Here is a 22311-nt window from a genome sequence, read left to right as displayed (position 1 = left end):
GAGCCCACTGGCGTCTCCGCCCTCGCCCGGATGCCCTGCCCTCGACCGGTGTCCCGCCCTCGCCCGATGCCCTGCCCTGGGCCGGTGCTCCGGCCGGTGCCGACTCTCCGGTCGCGATGACTGATTTTCCGACGATCCGGGTAGGGCGAGGTCACCCCTATTCGAGGAGGACGGCATGCGCATCGGCTACTTCCTGTCCAGTGAGGAGTACACCCCGGCCGAACTGCTGGAGCAGGCACGCGGGGCGGAGGCGGCGGGTTTCCAGGGACTCTGGATCTCCGACCACTACCACCCCTGGGTGGACGCGCAGGGGCAGAGCGGCTTCGTCTGGTCGATGCTCGGCGCGCTGAGCCAGGTCTCTTCGCTGCCGGTCACCACCGCCGTCACCTGTCCCACGGTCCGGATCCACCCGGCGGTGATCGCCCAGGCCGCCGCGACCACCGCGGTGCTGCACTCCGGCCGGTTCGTGCTCGGCGTCGGCAGCGGCGAGGCGCTCAACGAGCACATCTTCGGCGACGCCTGGCCGAACGCCGCCACCAGGCTGGAGATGCTGGAGGAGGCCGTCGAGGTGATCCGCGAACTGTGGCAGGGCGGGTTCGTGGACCACCAGGGCAAGCACTACCGGGTCGAGAACGCCCGGATCTACACCCGGCCGGAGACCCCGCCGCCGATCTACATCTCCGGGTTCGGGCCGAAGGCCATCGACCTCGCCGCCAGGATCGGCGACGGCTACATCAGCATCAGCCCGGACGCCGAGATGGTCAGCCGGTTCCGCGCCAACGGCGGAGGCGACAAGCCGTGCCAGGCCGGCTTCAAGGCGGCGTACGCCAGCAGCGTCGAGGAGGGCGCGAGGATCGCCTACGAACGCTGGCCCAACGCCGGGGTACCGGGCGAGCTGTCCCAGGTGCTGCCCTCACCCCGGCACTTCGAACAGGCCGCCCAACTGGTGACCCAGGAGCAGGTGAAGCAGGCGTTCGTCTGCGGTGACGACCCGGAGGCGCACCTCGAAATGATCGACAAGTACGCGCAGGCCGGCTTCGACGAGGTCTACGTGGCCAACACCGGACCGCACTACCAGGGACTCTTCGAGCTGTACGCCAAGCATGTCCTGCCCGCCGTCGGCGGCAACGGCTGAACCGCCGCCCGGCAGGTCGTCCACGGGCGGGCGGCGGGCACGACGTCGGTCAGGAGCCGCGCCGCCCGCCCCGGTCGTCCTGATCCGCGCGGTGCAGCGGCCCCCACTCCGCGGACCGCTGCCCCTGGACCACCAGGTCGGCTTCGTGCAGCGCCTTCTCACCCACCCAGGCGACCGGTCGGTGACAGATCACCAGCGGTTCGTTGTCCGGCCCCCGTCCGCACTCCCGGCCGGTCAGCACCCAGGGGGAGGCACCCGGTCCGCGAAGTTCCCGCAGGTGACAGTAGTCGTAGAGGCGCCGGGCGACCCAGATGTGCAGCGACCGGTCACCCCACCACGGCTCGACCCGGAGCGGGTTCGCGGACAGCCCCGGCAGCGGCACGCCGGTGAGTGAGTCCCGGCTGGTCTGCCCGGCCGCGCCCCGACCGACGTGGTCGGCGTCCGGACCGTGTGACCAGCGCACGTACAGCTCCTCGTCCGGTGGCGCCTGCCGGACGAGTTCGGCGAGCCCGGAAAGATCCTCGATCAGGTACATCCCTGTGCCCGCCCGCTCGTCCATGCCGTCACTCTGCCCCCGTACCGCCCAGGTCATTCCTGGTTCGTCGGCCGGGCGACGGGTGAGTGAACGGATCCGACCCTGGGTAGTGGGCAGTCATGACGACACATGACGACTCGATCCTGATAGGCGGCCCGCGAGACGAGAGCCTCGTGGCGGCCGGCGACACCGGGCTGATCGAACTGGAGATCGACGGACTGATCCACCGGTACATCCGGACGACCGCGACCAGAGAGGTCGGCGACGGCACGTACCTGGTCTACAACTACGACGGGGAGGTGGCGCCGGACGGCGGGAGTTCCGGTGCGGAGGACGCCCAGGACCGGGTGGCCTCCCCGCTGGCCGCCGGCCAGGCCACTGAGCTGCCCACCGGCCCGGGTGACCTCTCCGGGTCCCGGTCGTAACGTCCACCCGGCGCCGTCCGGGGCCCGCCGCCGGCAACTGTCCGGCTGATCCGGCGGGTCCCGGACGGCGTTCGGCGTGCCGGACCGGCGGTCGGCAGTGGTGCCGGAGCGGCGGTCGGCAGTGGTGCCGGAGCGGCCGTCGGCAGCGGTGCCGGACCGGCGGTCGGCAGCGGCGTCACCCGGGTACCGGAGCCGCCGGACCGGGCCGGGCCGGCGGCGGCGCGGCCTCGTCCGCGTCCGACCCGGCCGGCCGGATGGCGGTCACCGGCTTCCCGGCCGGGCGGCGTCGGGGAGCCCGGCCCGGGGGTGCGGGTGGTTCCGGCCCGGGGTCGGGGAGTGCCGGCAGCGGCAGGCGGCGGGATCGGCCCGGCCGCAGGTGCAGCGCCGTCCCGTGGTGGCGCAGCCGGATCCCCGCCTCGTCGGTACCGTCCCGGTCGGTACCGTCCCGGTCGGTACCGTCCTGGTCTGTACCGTCCCGGTCGGTACCGTCCCGCAGCAGGTACGTCGCCGAGTCGCCGGTCACGGTGACCCGGAGCCGGTGACCCCGCCAGCGCAGCGAGAACTCCAACCGGGTCAGCGCCGCCGGCAGCCGGGGCGCGAACGCGAGTTCGTCGCCCTGGTCACGGAGCCCGCCGAAGCCCGCCACCAGGGCGAGCCAGACACCGGCGAGGGCGGCGACGTGCAGGCCGTCGCGGCTCTGCTCCGGAAAGTCGTGCAGGTCCTGTAGGGCCGAGTCGGCGAGGTGGGCGTAGCCGAGTTCCAGGTGCCCCAGTTCGGCGGCGATGATCGCCTGTGCACTCGCCGACAGCGACGAGTCGCCGACGGTACGCCGGTGGTAGTAGTCGAAGTTGCGGGCCTTCTGCTCTCGTGTGAACAGCTCGGCGCAGTGCTGCATCGCGAGTACGACGTCGGCCTGCTTGATCACCTGCCGCCGGTACAGCTCCAGGTAGGGGTAGTGCAGCAACAGCGGGTACTCGTCGGATCGGGTGCCGGCGAAGTCCCACTCCTCCAGGGCGGTGAACCCGGCGCACTGCTGGTGCACCCCCCGTTCGGCGTCGTACGGCAGGTGCATCGCCTCGGCCGCCCGTCGCCAGGCGGACAGCTCCGCCGGCTCGACGCCGAGCTGTCGGGCCCGTTCCGGCAGCCGCTCGGCGGCGGCGACGGCCCCGAGCAGGTTGTGCCGGGCCATGACGTTGGTGAACAGGTTGTCGTTGCCGAGCGCGGTGTACTCGTCCGGGCCGGTCACCCCGTCGATGTGGAATCCGCCCGCGTCGTCGTGATGGCCCACCCGGTTCCAGAGCCGGGCCGTCTCGACCAGCAGCTCCAGACCGGCGTCGCGCAGGAACGCGAGGTCGTCGGTGGCGGCGACGTACCGCAGTACGGCAGCGGCGATGTCGGCGTTGACGTGCAGGGCCGCGCTCCCGGCCGGCCAGTATCCGGAACACTCCCGACCGTCGATGGTCCGCCACGGGAAGGCCGCGCCGGCCAACCGCAGTTCACCGGCGCGCTGCCGGGCCCGGTCGAGGGTGGCATGCCGCCAGCGCAGCGCCGCCTCGGCCGCCTCCGGCCGCAGGTAGGTGAGTACCGGCAGCACGAACGTCTCGGCGTCCCACATGGTGTGGCCGTCGTAGCCGTTGCCGGTCAGGCCCTTGGCCGGCAGCGGACGCTGTCCCGCCCGGGCGCTGGCCTGCAACACGTGGAAGAGCCCGAACCGTACGGCCTGCTGGAGCTGCGGATCGCCGTCGACGACCACGTCCGCGTCGTCCCAGAACCGGTCGAGATAGCCCCGCTGGTCGGCGCGGAGCCCCGCCCAGCCACGTCGTGTCGCCTCCGCGAGCGCCGTGGTCGCCTCGGCGACCAGCTCGTCGAACGGCCGCTGCCCGGACCAGGCGTACCCGACGAGTTTGGTCACCCGGAGCCGCTGCCCCGGCGCGAGTTCGGCCTCGACGGCGACCCGCACCAGGTCCGGGCCGGTGTCGACGTCGGCCTCGGCCCGCGCGCCGTCGAGCAGGTGCGTGACGGTGGCGACGATCCGCTGTCCGCTGCGCCGGGTCTGGTGGCCCAGTAGGCCGCCGAGACCGTCGACGCTGTGCCGCAGCGGCAGCAGCGGGCGTTCGAGGACGCTCGGGGCCCTCGGGTCGTCGCTGTCCCGTTCCGGCAGTGCCGGGTTGGCCCGGAGTTCCGAGTGCAGGCGGATCCGGACCGGGCGGTCGGCGGCGACGACCTCGTAGCGGATCGCCAGCACCCCGGGGTGGACGAACGAGACCAGCCGGGTACTGCGCACCTCCACCGCCGCCCCGGAATCGGCGGTCCAGCCGAACGATCGCCGGAGGGTGCCGTCGCGCAGGTCGAGGACCCGTTCGTGCCGGTGCGTGCCGCCGGCGGTCGGCTCGACCGGCTGGTCGTCGACGAAGAGCCGGAACCGGGTCCCCTCCGGCACACCGACCAGCACCTGGTTCTGCTCCGGGAAGGCGTAGCCGTTCTCCGGGTAGTTGAGGTCGTACTCCTCGTAGCACGAGTTGAGGTAGGTGCCGGGGTTGCCGCTGACGCCACCCTCCTCGAGCGTGCCGCGTACCCCGAGTCGGCCGTTCGCCAGCGCGAAGACGGACTCCAGGTCGGCCAGGGCACGGTGGCCTAGGCCCTCCTCCCGGATCTCCCAGGTCGGCTCCGCGGGGTCCGGACGGCCGGTCCTGGCTCGTGGTACCGGCATCGTCGGGTGCCGTCGTCCGCTGGTGGGGCCGGTCTCGACGGTCACGCCGGCCCGCCGATCCGCGGGTCCCCGCCCGGCTCGGGGTCGAGCCCCGGCACCCGGTTGCGCAGCGTGCTGCCGTCGAGCGCCGGGCGGCCACCGGGATGCCCGACGCTGGCTCCGCCGGCGGCCACCGCATACCGGGCCGCGTCCGGTGGCGGATCGCCGCGGAGCAGTGCCACGGTGAGGGCGGCGGTCAGGGCGTCTCCCGCGCCGGTGGTGTCCACGACCCGCTCCTCGGTGAGCGGCACCAGCAGATGTCCCTGGCCCCAGCGACGGTCCGCCCAGACGAAGAGGTTTCCCGCCGGCCCGAGGCCGAGCACGACCAGACCGGGGCCGGCGTGCAGGAGCTTCTCGGCGGCGGCGCGGACCTGCCCCGGGTCGTCGGCGGAGACGCCGGTCAACAGCCCGGTCTCCCGGTCGTCGGCCCGCAGCACGTCGGCGGCGGCCAGCAGCGGCCGGCGGTGCTCGTCGTCGGCCGGGGCCCCGTCGAGTACGAGCAGCCGGCCCGCCTCCCGGGCGAGCCGCGCCGCCGCCAGCGCCGCCTGCGGTGGCTGTTGGAGCTGCACGAGTACGGCGTCGGCGGCGAACGCCTCGGTGGCCGCCAGCACGTCCGCCTCGGTCAGCAGCATCTCGTCGGGCAGGTGTTGCAGGTAGCGCCAGCCACCGTCGGCGTCCAGCGCCTCCACGATCAGCCCGGTGGGGGTTCCGACCCGACGGCGTACCTGCGACACGTCGACACCGTCCCGACGCGCCTGGGCCAGCAGATCGTCGCCGACCCGGTCGTCGCCGGCCACGGCGAGCAGGATCGGCCGCGCGCCGAGCTGGGCCAGCGCGACCGCCTGGTTGGCGCCCTTCCCGCCGAGCAGCTCGCGCCGGTACCGGACGTCGGCGGCGCTGCCGGCCGGGGGCATCCGGTCGACCACCAGTACGAGATCGCGGGCCAGCTGTCCGATCACCAGAACCTGCGGGATAGCGCTCACGGACGTCCAGCTACCCAGAACCGGCCCGGGCTACTCGACCGGGCGAACCTGGGACGTGACCGGCCCGCCGGCTCAGGTGCCCTCGGTCATGACGGCGAGCAGGCCGGTCAGCTCCAGGACCCGGCGAACGTTCGCCTGGCAGTTCACCACGTTCAGCCCGGCACCCTGGTTGATCGCGCGGTTGTAGGCACGGACGAGAGTGGCGATACCGCTGGAGTCCAGGAAGGTGACGCCGGCCAGGTCGACCACGACCTTCTCCGGCTTCTGGTCCAGCAGCTCGTCCAGACAGTCCCGTAGGCTGTCGGCGGTGCTCATGTCGACTTCGCCGTCGGCTGCTACCCGGACCTCGGCGCCGTCGCGTACCACCGTCAAGGACAGCTCGGCGGCGGTGGATTCGAGATCCGGGGACATCTCCCACCTTCCGTCCGTCATCGCATCATAATGACACCTGCCGTGACCGGTGACGCGCAGGTCGGCGCTTGGTTCCCCGTCGACCCCGATCCGAACCCACTATGCCGGATCGACGCCCGTGCCCGATCATGACGGTCCGTGCCGATTTTTGGCGGCGCCGGGGGAGACGCGTCCCGGGCCCGGCCCTCCGCCCCGACCACTAACCGGGCCGAAACCGGGTAGTCGCGCGGAATGTCCGAGGCGGCGATCGCCGATTACGGTTTGCTCTCCGACTGCGCGTCGGCGGCGCTGGTCAGCCGGGACGGCTCGGTCGACTGGTGGTGCCCGGGCCGGTTCGACGCGCCGTCGGTGTTCGGGCGGCTGCTGGATCCGGACGCCGGCCACTGGCGGATCTGCCCGGCGGACGGGACGGGCGGGCAGGCGGAGCGGGCCTACCTCGACGACTCGCTGGTGTTGCGGACCGTCCACCACACCAGAGGCGGCGAGGTCGCGGTCACCGAGGGTCTGGTCGCGGAGCCCGGAGCGCGCGGGCACGAACTCGGGCAGAACTCCCCGATGCTGCTGGCCCGGGTCGTCGAGGGACTGGCCGGCCGGGTACGGATGCGCTGCGAGTACGTGCCGCGGCCGGAGTACGGGCTCGTCGTTCCGTACCTGCACTGTCGCGGCGACGAGGTACTGGCCGAAGCCGGCCCGTTGACCCTGGCCCTGCGCAGCCCGGTGCCGCTGGCGTGTGCGCACGGCCGGGCGCACGCCGAGTTCGACGTGGTCGCCGGTCAGGTGCTCGGGTTCGACCTGGTCTCCGCGCCGGCCTACGGCCCGCCGCCACGGCACCTGGAGCCGGTGTCGGCGCTCGCGGAGACGGTCGAGGCGTGGCGGGTGATCCGGGACCTGCACCCCTACCACGGCCGCTATCCCGAGTCGGTGCGGCGCAGTTCGCTGGTGGTGCAGGGCCTGACCTACCGGCCCAGCGGGGCGGTGGTCGCGGCGGTCACCACGTCGCTGCCGGAGCGGCTCGGCGGTGCCGACAACTACGACTACCGGTACGCCTGGCTGCGGGACTTCTTCCTGACCATGCGGGCGCTCTGGGTGACCACGTGTCCGGAGGAGACGGGGCGGCTCTTCGGCTGGGCGGCCCGTTCGGCGGGGCGCACCGGTGACGAGCCGGTGCCGATCATGTACGGGGTGGCCGGCGAGCGGGACCTCTCCGAGTACTCCCTCGACCACCTGCGCGGGTACGCCGACAGCCGGCCGGTCCGGGTCGGCAACGACGCCTGGCGGCAGCGGCAGCACGACGTACCCGGGGTACTGCTCAGCGCGTACCTGCTCCGTGACGCGCTGGGTGAGCTGTCGGAGGAGTCCAAGGCGCTGCTGGTCGGCCTGGCCGAGCAGGCCACCCACTGGCGGGAACCGGATTCCGGCATGTGGGAGGAACGCGGTCCCGGGCGGCACTACCTGGCGTCGAAGGCGCTCTGCTGGGGTGCGTTGGACAGTGCGGTGAAGCTCGCCCCGATCCTCGGCCCGCGTGCCGACGCCGAGCGGTGGGCCGCCGTCCGCGACGAGATCCGGAGCACGGTACTGCGGGACGGCTGGAACGAGCGGGTCGGCGCCTACACCGGGGTGCTCGGCTCGGCAGAGTTGGACGCCTCCGTCCTGGTGCTGCCCGGCACCGGGATGGTGGCGGCCACGGATCCCAGGATGCGGGCGACGATCGAGGCCATCGCGACCGGCCTCAGCACCGAGGGCCTGGTCCGGCGCTGGCCGGACGATCCGGCCGGCTTCGTGGCGTGCACGTTCTGGCTGGTCGAGTGCCTGGCGATGGCGGGCGAGACCGAGCGTGCCGTCGCGCTCTTCGAACGCACCGCCGCCCTCGCCAACGACCTCGGACTCTTTGCCGAGGAGATCGACCCGCGCACCGGCGCGCACCTCGGCAACACTCCGTTGGCGCTGTCACACGTCGGCCTCATCGGAGCGGCCTGGCGGCTCACCAGGCCCGGCTTCCTCTGAACCTCGCGCTACCTTCGGCCCGCAGGTCCACAGCGGCGGTACGTCACCGGTTCCGGCCGGTCGTTCACCGGGTGGGACGGTCCCGGCGACCGACGTACAGGCTGGCGGCGCACCAGAGCGCGAGGACGCCCGACAACCATGCCGCGACGACGTTGACCGGTCGGCCGAATCCAGTTAGGACCTGGCCCACGAACGTGCACGTCATAGCGGCCAGGAGCAGCCATTGGACGGCCCTGGGTACCCTGCTCATGCGGTCACTCCCTCCGATGCCCCCGGTCGGAGAGTCTGGTACCCGACGCAGAGCGGTGGCACTCGTCCCGGCTCGCGTGCTGGGACGATGTGTCCATGAGGCAGAACGCGCCGGTCGTGTCGGCCGCGCCGACCTGGCGTTGGTGGGGTCCGCTGCGGCTCGCGCTGGTCCTGCTCTGGCTGCTCGCGGCGGGCACGGCCTGGTGGGCGGCGCCCCGGGAGCAGAGCTACGACCGGGCGAGGGCGGACGTGCTGGACGGCCGGGTGAGCGCGTACCAGTGGGGCGACGGCTGGGATGTCGATCCACTGCCGTGGTTCCACGCTCCCACCCTGCATGCCTCCGGCACCCTCGGTCCGCTGTTCGTGTGGCGGACGCCCGACGGCCGGGTGCACTGGACCGACACCGGAAGGTTCGATCAGGTGAGCCTCGGCGGGACCGTCGAGCCGGCGGACTACTCCGGACCGGGCGCCGTCGGCATCGCCCAGCACCTCCGGGCGGCCGGCCTGGAGCACCGGGCCGGCGACGTCCACCCGCTGGGAGCCGCCGCCGTCACCGGGTTGGGCCTGCTCCTCGGCGCCGTTTTCCTCGGTGTTCTCGGCGCCGGGCCCGCCCCGGTACACGGCACCCGGTGGTTCTGGTTCTGGCTGGTGGCAATCGCACCGTACGGTCTCGGGTTGCTCTTCTGGTTGGGCCGGGACCGCCCGTGGTCGCGGTCGACGGCGCCGGTCGGCATGCTCGGCGGCGGCGAGCGGCGGGACCGGGGCGCTCTCGGGTTCGGCCTCGGCGTTCTCGCGGCGATCCTGGTCGGTGCGGTGCTGCTGTTCCTGCACGACGCCCTCGGCGACCGGTGGGTGCCGCGGTCGGGCGGCTGAGCCGACGGGGCGGCCGTCATGCAACCAACGGTTGCGCATGTCCGGTGGGTCCGCTAACCTGACGTGCAACCAAACGTTGCGAGAGGGTGACGAGCATGGAACTGGGAACGATCGAACGAGAGATCCACATCGAAGCCTCGCCCGAGGTCGTCTTCGACGTGGTGAGCAGTCCAGAGCATCTGCGCGGGTGGTGGCCGGACGAGGCGGAGTTCCCGGCCGTGCCCGGGGGAGCGGGGCGGATCGGCTTCGGGGACGTGTCGCAGGACGGCACCTGGGAGCAGTTCACCGTCGTCGACGCCGTACCGTCGCGGCTCTTCTCGTTCCGGTGGACCCACGCCGAGGGCGAGGTGGCCGGTCCGGGCAACTCCTTCCTGGTCGTCTTCGAGCTCGAACCCGCCGGCACGGGGACGCTGCTGCGGATGACCGAGAGCGGCTTCCGCGAGCGCGGCTGGGACGAGGCCAAGGTCGTCGCGGAGTACTCCGCGCACGTCACCGGCTGGGACTTCTACCTGCCGCGCCTGCCGACGTACGCGGCGAAGGTCGGGGCGGGGGCGTAGGCGTGACGGTCGACGACGACCTCTGGTCGGCGGTCGGCGACCCGACCCGGCGCCGGATGCTCGACCTGCTGCTGAGCGAGGGCGGCGGTACGGCGACCAGCCTGAGCGAGCACCTGCCGGTGACCCGGCAGGCGGTGGCGAAGCACCTCGTCGTCCTCCACCGGGTCGGCCTGGTGCACGCCACGGCCGCCGGCCGCGAGAAGCAGTTCCGCGTCGATCAGGATCAGCTCGCCCGCGCCGTCGCCCAGCTAGCCGACGTCGGTGCCGCCTGGGACTCCCGCCTCCGGCGCATCAAGCGGATCGCCGAGACGATCCAGCGCGGCGGGGACGCGGAGCACGGCACCGGGCAGCAGCGACGGTAGCCGGGAATGCGGAGGCGACCCGCTCACCGTGGCCCGGGGCTCGGTACACCCACGAGCCCCGGGCCACCGGAGTCGGGGTGGTGTGCCGGCGATGCCGATCCTGCGGTCGGCAGGTGGCCGGCGGTCGCGTACGTGATGCCGGGGTCGCCCGAGGATGTCACGGGCAACCGGCGGACCGATCGGTCCCGGTCGTACCGGCCGGCGGGTTCGAGCGGCGGGCGGCGAAGAACGTGGCGAAGCCGTCGAGCAGGCAGCTCAGGCCGAACTCGAAGGTCTCGTCCCACCCGGCGTCGAACGCGTCCTCGGCGAGTGCGGCCATCGCCGGATAGTTGCCCGACGTCATGGCGCGCTCCAGCACCGGCAGATGCTGGCTCCAGAACTCCTCGTCGCTGACCCCGGTCTCCTCGGCTGCCGCGTCGTAGAGGATCCGATGCCGGGCGTAGCCGGTGACGAAGCCGTCGAGCGTGACCATCACGCTGATCCGCTCCTGGCTGGTGAGACCGAGGTCGGCCAGCGCGGCGACGACGATCTCCGCCCCGGCGAGACTGTTCGGGCCCATCACCGGGCGGGTCCAGTTGACCTGTAGCAGCCAGGGGTGCGCCAGGTGCAGTCGGTACGAGTCGTGGGCCACCGCCGTCAGCAGTTGCCGCCAGCCCTTCTCGGCGGCCCGAACCGCCTCCTCGCCCGGACCGCTGACCCGGTCCAGCATCAGCGCGAGGAGTTCCGCCTTGCCGGGGACGTACCGGTAGAGGGTCATCGCGCCGACCCCGAGCTCGCCGGCCACCCGCCGCATGGAGATGGCGGCGGTGCCGTCCCGGTCGGCGACGGCGATCGCCGCGTCCACGATCCGGTCCAGGGTTAGCGTCGGTTTCGGTCCACGGGCGGGGCGCTCGGTGCCGCCCCAGAGCAGGTCGATGCTGCGTCGCAACTGCTCCGTGGGGCTGAGCTCGCTCGTCATGGTGCGGTCATCTTACAAGTCGGTTGTGATCTGGGTACGGCGTACGCTAATCTCCGTACACCGTACCCAGTCTAGGGGGTTTTCCGTGCCCAGTTCCGGCCACGTCGTCGTCACCGAGGGCCTACAGAAGCGATATCGCGACACCCAGGCACTGGCCGGGCTCGACCTCGCCGTGCCGCGCAGTCTGGTCTACGGCCTGCTCGGCCCCAACGGCGCCGGCAAGACCACCGCCGTACGCATCCTGTGCACACTGCTCCGCCCGGACGGCGGCCGTGCCGAGGTCGCCGGCCACGACGTACGGACCGAGCCCCGCCTGGTGCGCCGCCGCATCGGCCTGACCGGGCAGAACACGGCGGTCGACGACAACATCACCGCCCGGCAGAACCTGGTGATGTTCGGCCGGCTGTTCCACATCGGCACCGCCGCCGCCCGGCAACGCGCCCAGGAGTTGCTGGACCAGTTCGGCCTCTCCCACGCCGCCGACAAGACCCCGAAGAAGTTCTCCGGCGGGATGCGCCGCCGGCTCGACCTCGCCTCCAGCATGATCCTCGCGCCCGACGTGCTCTTCCTCGACGAGCCCACCACCGGGCTGGACCCGGCCGGGCGGCGCGAGGTGTGGCAGGCGGTCGGAGACCTCGCCTCGCGCGGCACCACGGTAGTGCTCACCACCCACTACCTCGACGAGGCCGATCGGCTCTGCGACCGGATCGGCGTCATCGATCACGGCAGGAACGTCGTCGAGGACACCCCGGACGGGTTGAAGCGCCGGATCGGCAACGAACGACTCGAAATCGTCGCCGCCGAACCGGCCGACCTGCCGACGATCCGCACCCTCGTGGCAAAGGTCGCCGCCGCCGGACGTACGGCCACGGTGGACGAGGGTGTACTCGCGGTCAGCGTGCCGGTGGACAACGGCGTGGCCGCGCTGACCGAGGTCGCCGCCGAGCTGCGCCAGCGGGGCATCGCCGTGGCCGACCTGGGGCTGCGCCGCCCCACCCTGGACGAGGCCTTCCTGCACCTGACCGAGGAACGCCGGGGCGCCGACACGCAGACCGGCACGATCCGCCCGACCGCGCAGCTGGAGGCCAGCAGATGACGACGATCCCTCTCGCACCGGAGACCACCGACACCCTCGGCAGCCGACTCAAGTGGGCGGTCGTCGACTGCTGGACCATCCTGATCCAGGAGATGGTGCACCTCGTCCGGCAGCCCTCCAACTTCGCCTGGCAGCTCGGCTTCCCGATCGTCATGGTGCTGATGTTCGTCTACGTCTTCGGCAGCGCCATGGACGTCTCGGGGCAGGGGGCCGGCGCCGGCTACCTGGAGTTCGCCATGCCCGGTCTCTTCGCCATGACCATGGCCTTCGGCTTCATGAACACCGCCTTCGCCGTCGCCATGATCAAGGAACGGGGCTTCATCGACCGCTTCCGCTCCATGCCGATGGCCTCGTCCGCGGTGGTCACCGGACGCGGCCTGGCCGACGTCATCCACGCCACGGTGGACCTGGCCATCCTGGTCGTCATCGCGCTGGTGCTCGGCTGGCGTCCCGGAGGCAGCCTCGCCGCGACCCTGACCGCCTTCGCGCTGCTGCTGTGGCTGCGTACGGCCCTGATCTTCGTCGGAATCCAACTCGGGCTGATGCTGAAGAACACCGAGGCGGCCGGGAACCTCTTCGCGCTCGCCTTCCCGTTCGGCATGGTCTCCTCGGTCTTCGCACCACCGGACCTGATGCCCGGCTGGCTCGGCGCGGTCGCCGCCTGGAACCCGGTCTCCTCCACCGCCGGCGCGATCCGGGAACTCTTCGAGTCTCCCGCCGTGGCCAGCGGGTACTGGATCGAGGAGCACGCCGTCACCACCGCCGTACTCTGGCCGGCGGTCATCACGGCGATCTTCCTCCCGCTGGCCGTACGCCAGTACCAGCGCCTCGGCCGCTGATCGCCAGCGCCGCCACCGCCACCCGGCCCGCCCGGTCGGTCTGGCTGGCTCGCACAGCTAGCCGGGCTCGACCGGCGCCTGGAACCTCTCCGCGTGCTCGGCCACCCACTGCGCGAACGTGCGTGCCGGGTGGCCGGTCACCTGCTCGACGGTGTCCACGACGGTCCTGGCGGCCTCGTCGGGAGCGGCGTACCAGCCGACGACGTATTCGGCCTCCGCCCGAGGTACGCCGGTGGCGATCAGCCTGTCGACGGCCTGTTCATGCGTGATCGGGACGAAGGTGATGTCGCGGTGGATGGCCCGGGACAGGATCGCGATCCGTTCGCGCGTCGTCAGCGCTTCGGGTCCGGTCAGGTTGTACACACGCTCCGCATGGCCGTCGTCGAGCAGTGCCACCGCAGCCACTGTCGCGATGTCGGCTTCGTGGACCAGCGCACTGGGAAAGTCGTACGGCTCGCGCACGACCCCTTCGGCCCGGATCGATTCGACCCAGGTCAACGTGTTGGACATGAACTCCTGCGGTTCCAGGCGTGTCCATCCCACACCCGAGTCCGCCACAGCCCGCTCGACCGGCCCCACCTCGCCACCCCACAGCACGGTGATCCGCTCCACCCCCGCGGCGACCGCACGTCGAACCAACTCCGGTCCGACCTCGGCGAGCCCCGTCGTCACCGTGACATGCAATCGGTCGGCGCCGTCGAGGGCGGCGTCCAACCTCTCCGGCATGGTGTGCGTACCGGCCACCAGCTCCACCTCGGCCGGAAACCTGCCGGTGGCAGCGGCCGGATTCCGGGTCAGGGCCCGGACTCGTTCTCCCCGGCGGACGAGTTCTGCCACCACGTGTCGTCCGGTGTTGCCGGTGGCCCCGGTAACAAGCGTCGTCATAGTCGCACCCCTCTCGTCGCCGACGACGCTAGAAGCTCAACCGCGCTTGACGTCAAGGATGTCGTCGCACCCGGGTCCGCCGGCACCGGATCGGGCTTCGGCGATCCGGGTCCGGGCCTCGGCGAGCAGGTCCGCCGCGTGCGGGCCGGCGGCGTAGCGGGCCGCGTCGACGGTGTCGATGACCGCTGCGACAGGGTCCGGATTCGTCGCCCGGTGCAGGGTGAGCCAGACCCATCGGTGCGTTCCGTCGTTGAGTTGGGATCGGCGGGCGCGCAGGTGCGCGTCCGTGGTCAGGGCACGGGCGGCGATGCTGGCGACGATGTCCGGGTCGGCGCCGATGCCGGCGTACCGGGCGGCCTCTGCGGCGACCTGCCAGGCCAGGTCCCGCAGTTGCGGTTCGGGTAGTCCGGTCAGCGTCTCGGCGACGTCCGCGAGCAGGTCACCGGGTCCCGACCGGCGTGGGTACAGCGTCGGTAGGTCCGGCACGATCCGGAAGGCGACGTCGGCGGCCTCGATCCGGGCCAGGGCTTCGGCGGTGATGCCGTGGCCGGTGAACCGCTCCACCGCGACCAGCCCCATCAGCCGCTTGCCACGGTGGTGGTCGGCGAAGTCGAGGTCGGCGAGCGTCACGGCGACCGGCGGTGGCGCCTCGATCGCGCCGAACGGCTCCACCGAGAGCAGCACCTCGCCTTGTTCGGCGAACGACAGCCGGGTCAGCGCGTTGACGTTCCAGTACATGCTGGCGGCCCGCCCGCTGGCGGAGGCCCGGGTCAGCACGGGTTCGGTCGAACCCTGCCAGCCGTTGTACTCGACGGCGACCACGGCATCGCCGACATCCAGTACCGCGACCCACGGATCGATCGACTGCCGGCTCATCAGCTCCTCGCCGATGGACCGCAGCGACTCCGGCCGGTCCGGGTCCGCACCGAAGGCGCGCAGCACCTCGTCGGCGCTCGCCCCGGTCACCACCGTGACCGTGGCGGCCTCGGCGAGGGCGCTGCGGCGCACCCACCGGTAGGCGGCCTCCGGCCGTTCGGGGCGCACGGGTTCGGGTTCGCCGCGCAGCCGGTGGCCGAGCCGGTCGGTGCGGGCGTACACGATTTCGGGTGCGCTGGGTGCCTGCCACACCACGAGTTCGTAGTACTCACGGTCGGGTTCGTCGGTGTCGTCCCTGCCCCGGGCGTGTACCCGCAGCCGGTAGTCGCCCGGCCATGGTGGGGTGGCCCGGCGCAGCCCCGGCTCACCCGAGTCGGGTCCGATCACCGAGGCGCCGCCGACGGCCGCCCGCCAGCTGACCTCGACGATCTCCTCCCAACCGGTCGCGACCTCCGGCGGCGGTCCGTCCAGGATGGTCAGGAGCAGCCGGACGTGTCCGCTCTCGGCACCGGTGCGGATCACCGCGCCGCCCGGGACGACGGTCACCAGCCCGTTGCCGCCGAAACCGACCTCCGGAACCTGATCGCCCTCCAGCAGCGCGAACCGGTGTCCCGACACCGGCACCGATCCGCTGGACCGGCAGGGCAGCAGGTACTCCGCCCTGGCCCGGGCCAGGACCGCCGCCGCGTAACCGGGCGGCATCGGGGTGTCGCGCAGCAGCAGTACCGCCGTGCCGATCCCGACGCCGAGCACGGCCGGTGGCGCCGTGGCCCAGCGGGGGATGCCCACCCGGGGCAGGACGGCGGCGGCGGTGGCCACGGCCAGCCCGAGCCATGCCGCGCCGTGTGCGGCAGCGACAGCGGACTCGTCGGTGATGTCGGGCGCGACCTCCAGCCGCAGAGACACCAGCGGATGCGCGGCCAGCCGGCGGGCCAGCACGACGACCAGCGGTACGGCACCGGGCCGGATCTGCCCCAGCAGGGCGGCACCGCTGACCGCCTCGCTCTGCCCGCCCATGGTGGCGATGGCGACGTTGCCGGTGAACGGCTCCGGCAGAAAGCCGGTCAGGTCCGGGGCGCCGGTCAGGTCCAGCTCCGCAACGGCCAGTTCCAGCGCACCGAGCAGGCGTTCGGTCAGCAACGCCGGCAGTGTGCCCAGTGCGTCCTGTACCGGCGAGCGGCTCGCCCCGGCCCGGCCGCCGGAACGAACCCCGGCGAAGGCTCGGGCCCGACCGCCGGAAGGGATCCCGGCGAACGCCAGGTGCGGGGCGGTCGGTTCGCGGATCGGCCAGACGTCGTCGTCGGCCATCGCCCGCAGCCGACCGAGTTCGGCCGCCGGTGTCGGCGGCACGCGGGCGACGAGCAGCGGCAACCCGGCGGCGACCGCTCCGGCCAACTCCGCCAGAACCTCGTCAGGAACATCGACGATTTCGTCAGGAACCTCGACCACAGCGTCTCGCGTCCTCCCCGTAGCGGACGGCGCATTCTAACCAATGACTCATCTCACGGCTGGTCGCCGATCCTTCGCCGGTCGCGCTGCGGATTATGGCGTATTGTCCTGCTACAACGGTTGCTACATCAGTGGAGGCATGGTGGGAAGGGGCGCGCTGGACGCGGTACCAGGGATAGTCATCGACACGGCGTCGACGGTCCCGCCGTTCGAGCAGCTGCGTGCACAGCTCGCCCGGCAGATCCAGGATCATGCCCTGGTCGTGGGTACCCGCCTGCCGCCGATCCGCCAGCTCGCGACCGATCTCGGTCTGGCCGCCAACACGGTGGCCAGGACCTATCGGGAGCTGGAGGAGGCTGGGCTGATCGAGACCCGGGGGCGGGCGGGCTCCTTCGTGTCGGCGGCCGGCGCGCAGGGGCGCGAACGGGTACGACGCGCCGCCGCCGAGTACGCGGCCGTGGTCGCCAGCCTCGGCATTGACCCGGACGAGGCCATCCGGATCGTCCAGGCGGCATTGACCACGGGTACCCGGACGTCGGCCGGAGGAGGTCGTACTACTTCCGGGAAAGGTCGTACTACTTCAGGGAAGTAGTGCCTTCGCTCGGCGTCGGAGGGCACTGTTTCCCTGAAGTAGCACGATCTCCAGGTGCAACGTGAGTCGGACCGCCCGACGCCGCTCTCCCGCAGTGTGTGGTCCAGCGTGATCAGGCTGATCTTCAGGCCCGCTCCGCGGCCTCGACGGCGTTCGCCAGCAGGTCATCCAGATCCTTGTCGGTGGTGTGCCGGCCGCCGAGAAGGTGCAGGATGGCTAGTCCTTGGATGCGACCGGCCATCTGGGGGTCGACGTCAAGGTCGAGACTTGGGTCGAGGGCGGCTCGGACCAAACTTTCCGCAGCGTTCGCGTCGATCTTTGGCGCTCCGGCGGGTGCGGCAGCCCGCATCTCCGCAACAAACAGCATGACCTCGCCTGCCGTCGTGCTCGCGTTGAAGCGCCGGTTGACCGCAAAGTAGAAGACAGCGCCGAGCAAGGTCGGGAAGTCATCCCATCCCTGCGCATCCAGCTCGGCCTCGATCCGGTCGTTGGCCGCGTGGTCGCCCTTCACCATCGTGCGGATGTATTCGACCATCTCAGGGCTGATCGTCATGGCGTTTCCTCTCGCGGTGCCTCTTGCCTGTCTTCCACATTGCCCGGACTCCAACTACAACTGCGCCAGCAGCCATGATGACGGCCGTAACCGGATGTTCCAACTGCGGCCGTTCGACCGGCGCGTTGGTGCTCGGTGTGGTCGAACCTGGGGTGCCGGTCGTGCCTGGCCCGCCTTTGAAACCGCCGAACATCTCCTTGACACCAGTCGTGACGGCTTGCTCGGTCTGCTTGAGCGCATCCTCGGTGTCGTCAGCCTTCTTCACATGCCTCCGAAGGAAGGTCTCCGCTCTGCTCCCAGCACTCTCCGCTTCGGCCGCGAGTCGCTCGCCCGACGGTGCTGCGGCTTCGGCGGCCTGGTGGGTGGGGGTTGAGCCTGGTGCGATTTTGTTGATGTAGGTGGTCAGGCTCTCGTTTGCCTTCGCGAGGAGCCGGGCGTACCGGGCGGCCTTCTCGCTCGCGGTGTGGCTGGCCGTGACGGCCTGACGGATGTGGTTGTGGTTGGTGCCCCTGGCGACCTCGGTGAAGTGTGCTTCGGCCTGGTCGGCGTCGGCTTGGGCACGCAATGCGGTGACGGCGGCGGCGTCCAGGCTTCGGAGCACGGCAAGCAACTGGGCGACGACATCGCCGACGCTGCCGGTCATCCGAGGTCGGCGAGGTAGGACGTGGCGTTGCCCTCGGCGGCGAGGAATCGGCCGACGGTCGGCCTCACCTCGCTCTCCGCCTCGGTCAGGTTCTTCCGCACCTTCTGGACTTCGCCATCCTGACTGTCGTGCAGGAGCTGGTGGGCACGCGCGATGGCTTCGGCGGCGTCGGAGGCAGCCTGCTCGAATGTGGAGCGGCTACGCTCGATTGCCTCGATGCCGGCGCGGAGGGTGGCCTTGACCTCATCGATCGTCACTGACTGCCCCCGGATCAGCCGGTGGTCTGGGGTACGGTGCCGCTGACCTGTTCGGCCGCTCGTGCGACTGCCACCCTCACGCCATCCTTGCTGGCCACGCTGGTCCTCCAGATCGCCGTCGTCGTATAGCCACCGGCGCGAGCCGTCGAGACACGACCCGAGTCAAGCTCCACGTCTGGCCGATGGCCGGACCCTATCGGGTGTGATCGATCGGTCGCTGCCCTGGAGCCGACAGCATGGGCTGAGAGACTTGAACGTCCGACTAGGTCAGGTCCTGCGCTTCGGGAATGGGGAGAACAGCAGATGCCCCCGGCCGAAGGCCGAGGGCCCTGGTTGGAGCGAATCGGTCAGCGGACGATGCTGGCGGTCTTGACTCCGGAGACGAAGGCGGACCAGGTGTACGGCGAGAAGGCGAGGACCGGCCCGGCCTGGTCCTTGCTGTCGCGCACGGCGACGACGTGTGTCAGGTTGTCGGCGACCTCGACGCACTCGCCACCGTTGCCAGCGCTCCGGCTGCTCTTGCGCCACTCGGCGTCGGTCAGGTCAACCATGGGTTAGCTCCCCGATGAATTTGTTGATCAGGTTCTTCGATTGTCCCTCATCCAGCGCCAGCCGGCTAAGGCTGGCCCAGACCTTCTCGTAGGCGGCGTATTCGGCTGCGCGGTCGAGGTAGAGGGCTCCGGTCAGTGACTCGCTGTAGACGATCGGTGGCTCGGGCGTATTGCGGTTACCGGACGGGAAGTCGAGCAGGACGAACTCACCCGCCACGGTGCCGTGGTGTGGACCGGCAGCCAGCGGTAGCACTCGAACCGAGACGTTGGGCAGGTCAGCTACCTCGATCATGTGTTGGAGCTGTTCGACCATTACGGACCGGTCACCGACTGGCTGCAGCAGCACCGCCTCGGAGAGGACCATCTCCACGTTGGGCGCGGGCGGCAGGCGCCGGGTCAGCAGGCTTTGCCGTTGCAGTCGCACCTCGACGGCGCGCTCCCGATCTTCGTCGCTCATCTCCGGCTGGTCGATGCCATACATCCCTGAGGCGTATCCACGGGTCTGGACGATGCCCGGTATCAGCGTGTTCTTGAAGAAGCGCAGTCGCGAGGCCACAGACTCCAAGCCGACGTACAGCTCGAACCACTCGGGGATGGCGTCGCCGTACGCGTGCCACCAGCCCTTGGCCTTCGTCTGGGTGGCCAGCCCGACCAGGGCGCCGACCAGTTCCGGCTTGACGTCGTAGAGCGCGCACATCGCCTTGACGTCGAGCGAGCGGACGACGCCGAGTCCACTCTCGATCCGCCAGACCTTCTGTCGGCTGCACTCCAGGGCGTCGGCCGCTGCGTCCAGGGTCACCCCGGCCTCGGTGCGGAGCTGCTTGAGCGTTCGGCCGAGCTGGCGGCGCGGCACGGTCGAACCCATGTCCTCGGTCATTTGATCACTCCCCGCGTTCGATTCTGCAACATCCTGCCGCCTCCGATAAAACGTCTATCCGTTGACCAAAAATAAGTCAACAGGCGATGGCGATTTCTCGCGAGAATTCGTTGCCACCCACCCGTCACACGCTACAAGATGGCCTTCGAGAGCGACCGTCCATACAGTTTCCGACTGGGTCGCCGCGCTGATCAACAATCCTCGGCGAAAGGATGATGCCGCCGTGCGCGCAAATCTCTGTCGTATTCATTCCACCTACCGCCACCGACCCGATCGCGATACCGACGGCTCACTCCAGACCGGGCAGTGGCGGGCGGGCCGATGACCGGCCGGGCCGTGGTGATCACCTGCCCGAGCTGCGACGGGCTGACATTCACGGTCGGCGCCTGCCTCTGCGTCGGCTACGGCAACCGAATCCTGGTCACCGACGATCCTGCACCCCGCGAGCCGTACCAGGAATGCCAGGTGTGTCGCGGCGTCGGACAGGTCGCGACCGCCTGCCATCGGTGCGGGCAGCGCGGCGAGCGGCGGGCGCAGCTCGTGCTGACCGTGGCCAACGTGGACACTGGCGAGGTCTCCTCGGCCAGTGTCGTCCCGGGCACGGTGCCGCCCCGGCCGGCGCCCGGCGGCGGTTGGCATCTGCCACTGAAACCGCTGGTAGACGAGCTGGCCGAATCCGTCGGCGCGGCCACCTGGTCGGACTGCCATGGGCAGTCGGGCGACGGGTCGGCCGTGCTGCTGCCCCGCGAGTGGAGTCCCGAGCTACCCGACGACCAGCGGCTGGCGCTGGAGATCCGAGCTATCGCCGGCCACCCCGGCGAGAGCTGGCAGGTGTACCTCGGCCGCAGCATCGCCCCGCCGGCGGTCGTCCCGGAGCGGCGGCTCGGCCAGCTCTGCGACCTCGCCGACCGGCTCTGCCTCGACCTGGTGCTGGAGGCACGCCGGCTGTGCCACGGCCACGACGATCTGCTCTGGGACATCCGCTTCGACGTACCCGGGGCGGCGGTGCCGGCGACCCGACGCGGAACGGCGTACAGCCTGACCGAGGCGCTCTGCACCGTGACCGTCTCGTCCGCGATTTCCGGTATCGCGGCGCGCGGCCTGGCCGCGCCGGCCCGGTACCTCGTCCCTTCGGTCGAGCCGGCGCCCGACCCGGCACGGCCCGTCCGGGACCTCGACCAGGTCGAGCGTCGGGTGGTTTCCGAGTGTGCCGAGCTGCGCACCGGGGAGCCGCTGCCCGGCGCCTGCGCGATCTGGCGGGACGGGCGCTGGTGGTACAGCAGCCTGCGGGTCGCCGACCGGACCGAACGGCTGGTCGAGCGGGAGACCGGCCAGCTGTTGCGACGCCGCACCGAGGTGCTGCGGCGGGGCTGGGAACCACCCGACCCCGACTGGCTCGGCGACGCGATCGCGCACACCCCGTGCCCGGCCTGCGACCCCGGCAACGGGCTGCGGCCCTGCTACTGCACCGTCGGCGCCACCGCGGTCGATCCCGACTGCGCCAGTTGCGGCGGCAGCGGCCTGCGCGCCGGGATGCTGACCTGCCACACCTGCCTGGACAGCCACCGGATCTTCCAGGGCATGGTCGTCACCCTCACCGACCTGGACCACCAGGTCGTACACCTGAACTGGCGGGCCGGCGTCGCCGCGCCCGCGCCGCTGGTCGCGACCCAGCCCGGCGGCAAGCCGGTGGTCCAGCTACCCGAGCGCTTCCGGCTGGCCACCCACGCCAGCACCTTCGGGGTACGACCGGAAGACCTCACCGAGGCCGACGGCGGCTGGCCGGTCGACCAGGATCTCCGCGAGGGGTACGTCACGCTGCACGTGACCGGCGTCGAGCCGCTGACCCAGCACCTCGCCCAGTCCGGCCGGGGCAGGCCCGGCGGCCGGCTGATCGTGCTGGCCGCACCACCCGAGGTGCCGCCGTTGCCGCACCTGATCCGGCTCGCCCCCGGCCTCGGCCTGGCGGTCGACGTCTCGGTACGCGACAACCGGCACAACGCCGACGACCCACTACACGTGCAGGGCGTCTGCTGGTACGTCGAGTTCACCGTCGCCCCGACACCTACGACGCCGGAGGCCGAGCCGGCGGGCCGGCCGACGCTGGCCGGGGCGATCGCCTACGGCCTCGACTACCTGGGCAGTGTGCTGGCCGAGGCGGTACCGGACGACCCCGCGCAACCGATCGCGGTGCCGCAGGCGCCGATGTCGGACCCGATCGCCGACCCGGAGCCGATGCTGCGCCGGCTCGGCGCGCACCGTGCCGGACAGTGGGTGACCGTCCGGTTCAGCGGCGCCGACTGCCGGATCGGAGTGCGCGAGCAGGGGACCCTACGTCATCTGGTCAGCGCCGCCGACCTGACGACCGGGCTCACCGCTCTCGGTCTGGGCGCTGGCTGACCCCGACGCCCTCCCGCTACGAGACCCGGGAGGCTTCGGCGTGCGGGGGAGG

Annotated in this window: 22 protein-coding genes; 10 read left to right on the top strand and 12 right to left on the bottom strand. The window is 71.5% G+C overall.

From position 1 onward, the window contains the following. Positions 1-175: 175 nt before the first annotated feature. Positions 176-1135 (top strand): TIGR03557 family F420-dependent LLM class oxidoreductase, encoded by a 960-nt coding sequence (locus C6W10_RS04030; protein ID WP_107256634.1) that lies wholly within the window; start codon positions 176-178, stop codon positions 1133-1135. A gap of 49 nt (positions 1136-1184) precedes the next feature. Here the strand turns inward: C6W10_RS04030 and C6W10_RS04025 are convergent, their stop codons facing one another. Further along, a complete protein-coding gene (locus C6W10_RS04025; protein ID WP_199853856.1) occupies positions 1185-1694 on the bottom strand; it encodes a DUF6098 family protein in 510 nt (169 codons plus the stop codon). 95 nt (positions 1695-1789) lie between these two features. Between C6W10_RS04025 and C6W10_RS04020 the strand changes: the two genes are divergently transcribed. Next, the gene (locus C6W10_RS04020; RefSeq protein ID WP_159079225.1) at positions 1790-2095 is read left to right on the top strand and encodes a hypothetical protein; all 306 of its coding nucleotides are present in this window, start codon (positions 1790-1792) and stop codon (positions 2093-2095) included. 175 nt (positions 2096-2270) lie between these two features. Here C6W10_RS04020 and C6W10_RS04015 read toward each other — a convergent pair whose 3' ends face one another. The 3 genes from C6W10_RS04015 to C6W10_RS04005 form a co-directional block, all read right to left on the bottom strand. Next, positions 2271-4805, bottom strand: a complete 2535-nt coding sequence (locus C6W10_RS04015) for a glycoside hydrolase family 65 protein (protein ID WP_107263640.1) — start codon at positions 4803-4805, stop codon at positions 2271-2273. Positions 4806-4846: 41 nt separating this feature from the next. Next, positions 4847-5827: a PfkB family carbohydrate kinase gene (locus tag C6W10_RS04010; RefSeq protein ID WP_234361605.1), complete on the bottom strand. Its 981-nt coding sequence runs from the start codon at positions 5825-5827 to the stop codon at positions 4847-4849. A 72-nt stretch (positions 5828-5899) separates the two neighbouring features. Further along, complete coding sequence (locus C6W10_RS04005) at positions 5900-6259, bottom strand: STAS domain-containing protein (RefSeq protein ID WP_107256631.1); 360 nt, start codon at positions 6257-6259, stop codon at positions 5900-5902. A gap of 210 nt (positions 6260-6469) precedes the next feature. On the opposite strand from C6W10_RS04005, the gene C6W10_RS04000 reads away from it, so the two are divergent. The 4 genes from C6W10_RS04000 to C6W10_RS38370 all read left to right on the top strand — a co-directional run bounded on the left by C6W10_RS04000 (position 6470) and on the right by C6W10_RS38370 (position 10283). Then, positions 6470-8242, top strand: coding sequence for a glycoside hydrolase family 15 protein (locus C6W10_RS04000; RefSeq protein WP_107256629.1), 1773 nt, complete (start codon positions 6470-6472; stop codon positions 8240-8242). A 345-nt stretch (positions 8243-8587) separates the two neighbouring features. Then, the gene (locus C6W10_RS03990) at positions 8588-9364 is read left to right on the top strand and encodes a hypothetical protein (protein ID WP_107256625.1); all 777 of its coding nucleotides are present in this window, start codon (positions 8588-8590) and stop codon (positions 9362-9364) included. A gap of 95 nt (positions 9365-9459) precedes the next feature. After that, complete coding sequence (locus C6W10_RS38375) at positions 9460-9921, top strand: SRPBCC domain-containing protein (RefSeq protein WP_107256624.1); 462 nt, start codon at positions 9460-9462, stop codon at positions 9919-9921. A 2-nt stretch (positions 9922-9923) separates the two neighbouring features. Next, positions 9924-10283: a helix-turn-helix domain-containing protein gene (locus tag C6W10_RS38370; RefSeq protein ID WP_107256622.1), complete on the top strand. Its 360-nt coding sequence runs from the start codon at positions 9924-9926 to the stop codon at positions 10281-10283. A gap of 157 nt (positions 10284-10440) precedes the next feature. Here the strand turns inward: C6W10_RS38370 and C6W10_RS03975 are convergent, their stop codons facing one another. Further along, complete coding sequence (locus tag C6W10_RS03975; protein WP_107256621.1) at positions 10441-11241, bottom strand: TetR/AcrR family transcriptional regulator; 801 nt, start codon at positions 11239-11241, stop codon at positions 10441-10443. 85 nt (positions 11242-11326) lie between these two features. Between C6W10_RS03975 and C6W10_RS03970 the strand changes: the two genes are divergently transcribed. Both C6W10_RS03970 and C6W10_RS03965 read left to right on the top strand, forming a co-directional pair. After that, positions 11327-12337, top strand: coding sequence for an ATP-binding cassette domain-containing protein (locus C6W10_RS03970; RefSeq protein WP_199853855.1), 1011 nt, complete (start codon positions 11327-11329; stop codon positions 12335-12337). Continuing rightward, positions 12334-13176, top strand: a complete 843-nt coding sequence (locus C6W10_RS03965; protein WP_107256619.1) for an ABC transporter permease — start codon at positions 12334-12336, stop codon at positions 13174-13176. The genes C6W10_RS03970 and C6W10_RS03965 overlap by 4 nt, the downstream gene beginning before the upstream one ends. A gap of 57 nt (positions 13177-13233) precedes the next feature. On the opposite strand, the gene C6W10_RS03960 is transcribed toward C6W10_RS03965, so the two are convergent. Both C6W10_RS03960 and C6W10_RS03955 read right to left on the bottom strand, forming a co-directional pair. Beyond that, the gene (locus C6W10_RS03960; protein ID WP_107256617.1) at positions 13234-14061 is read right to left on the bottom strand and encodes an NmrA family NAD(P)-binding protein; all 828 of its coding nucleotides are present in this window, start codon (positions 14059-14061) and stop codon (positions 13234-13236) included. Between the two features lie 36 nt (positions 14062-14097). Then, on the bottom strand, positions 14098-16386 hold the full coding sequence (locus tag C6W10_RS03955) for a DUF6461 domain-containing protein (RefSeq protein ID WP_199853853.1): 2289 nt from the start codon (positions 16384-16386) through the stop codon (positions 14098-14100). Positions 16387-16525: 139 nt separating this feature from the next. On the opposite strand from C6W10_RS03955, the gene C6W10_RS03950 reads away from it, so the two are divergent. After that, positions 16526-16978 carry a GntR family transcriptional regulator gene (locus C6W10_RS03950; RefSeq protein ID WP_107256615.1) on the top strand — a complete coding sequence of 151 codons (453 nt, stop codon included), beginning with the start codon at positions 16526-16528 and terminating at the stop codon, positions 16976-16978. Between the two features lie 124 nt (positions 16979-17102). Here the strand turns inward: C6W10_RS03950 and C6W10_RS03945 are convergent, their stop codons facing one another. The 5 genes from C6W10_RS03945 to C6W10_RS03925 all read right to left on the bottom strand — a co-directional run bounded on the left by C6W10_RS03945 (position 17103) and on the right by C6W10_RS03925 (position 19859). Further along, on the bottom strand, positions 17103-17531 hold the full coding sequence (locus tag C6W10_RS03945; protein WP_234361604.1) for a hypothetical protein: 429 nt from the start codon (positions 17529-17531) through the stop codon (positions 17103-17105). Beyond that, entirely contained in the window at positions 17515-18174 is a 660-nt protein-coding gene (locus C6W10_RS03940) for a hypothetical protein (RefSeq protein ID WP_107256611.1), read from the bottom strand. Before C6W10_RS03940 ends, C6W10_RS03945 begins: the two co-directional genes overlap by 17 nt. After that, positions 18171-18431: a hypothetical protein gene (locus C6W10_RS03935; RefSeq protein WP_107256609.1), complete on the bottom strand. Its 261-nt coding sequence runs from the start codon at positions 18429-18431 to the stop codon at positions 18171-18173. The genes C6W10_RS03940 and C6W10_RS03935 overlap by 4 nt, the downstream gene beginning before the upstream one ends. A 347-nt stretch (positions 18432-18778) precedes the next feature. Next, positions 18779-18982: a DUF397 domain-containing protein gene (locus C6W10_RS03930; protein WP_107256607.1), complete on the bottom strand. Its 204-nt coding sequence runs from the start codon at positions 18980-18982 to the stop codon at positions 18779-18781. Beyond that, positions 18975-19859, bottom strand: coding sequence for a helix-turn-helix transcriptional regulator (locus C6W10_RS03925; protein ID WP_107256605.1), 885 nt, complete (start codon positions 19857-19859; stop codon positions 18975-18977). Before C6W10_RS03925 ends, C6W10_RS03930 begins: the two co-directional genes overlap by 8 nt. 321 nt (positions 19860-20180) lie before the next feature. Between C6W10_RS03925 and C6W10_RS03920 the strand changes: the two genes are divergently transcribed. Further along, positions 20181-22259, top strand: a complete 2079-nt coding sequence (locus C6W10_RS03920; RefSeq protein WP_159104455.1) for a hypothetical protein — start codon at positions 20181-20183, stop codon at positions 22257-22259. Positions 22260-22311 lie beyond the last annotated feature (52 nt).

It is taken from the genome of Plantactinospora sp. BB1, assembly GCF_003030385.1.
Taxonomy (GTDB): Bacteria; Actinomycetota; Actinomycetes; order Mycobacteriales; family Micromonosporaceae; genus Plantactinospora.
This window is presented reverse-complemented; position numbering and strand designations above follow the sequence as displayed.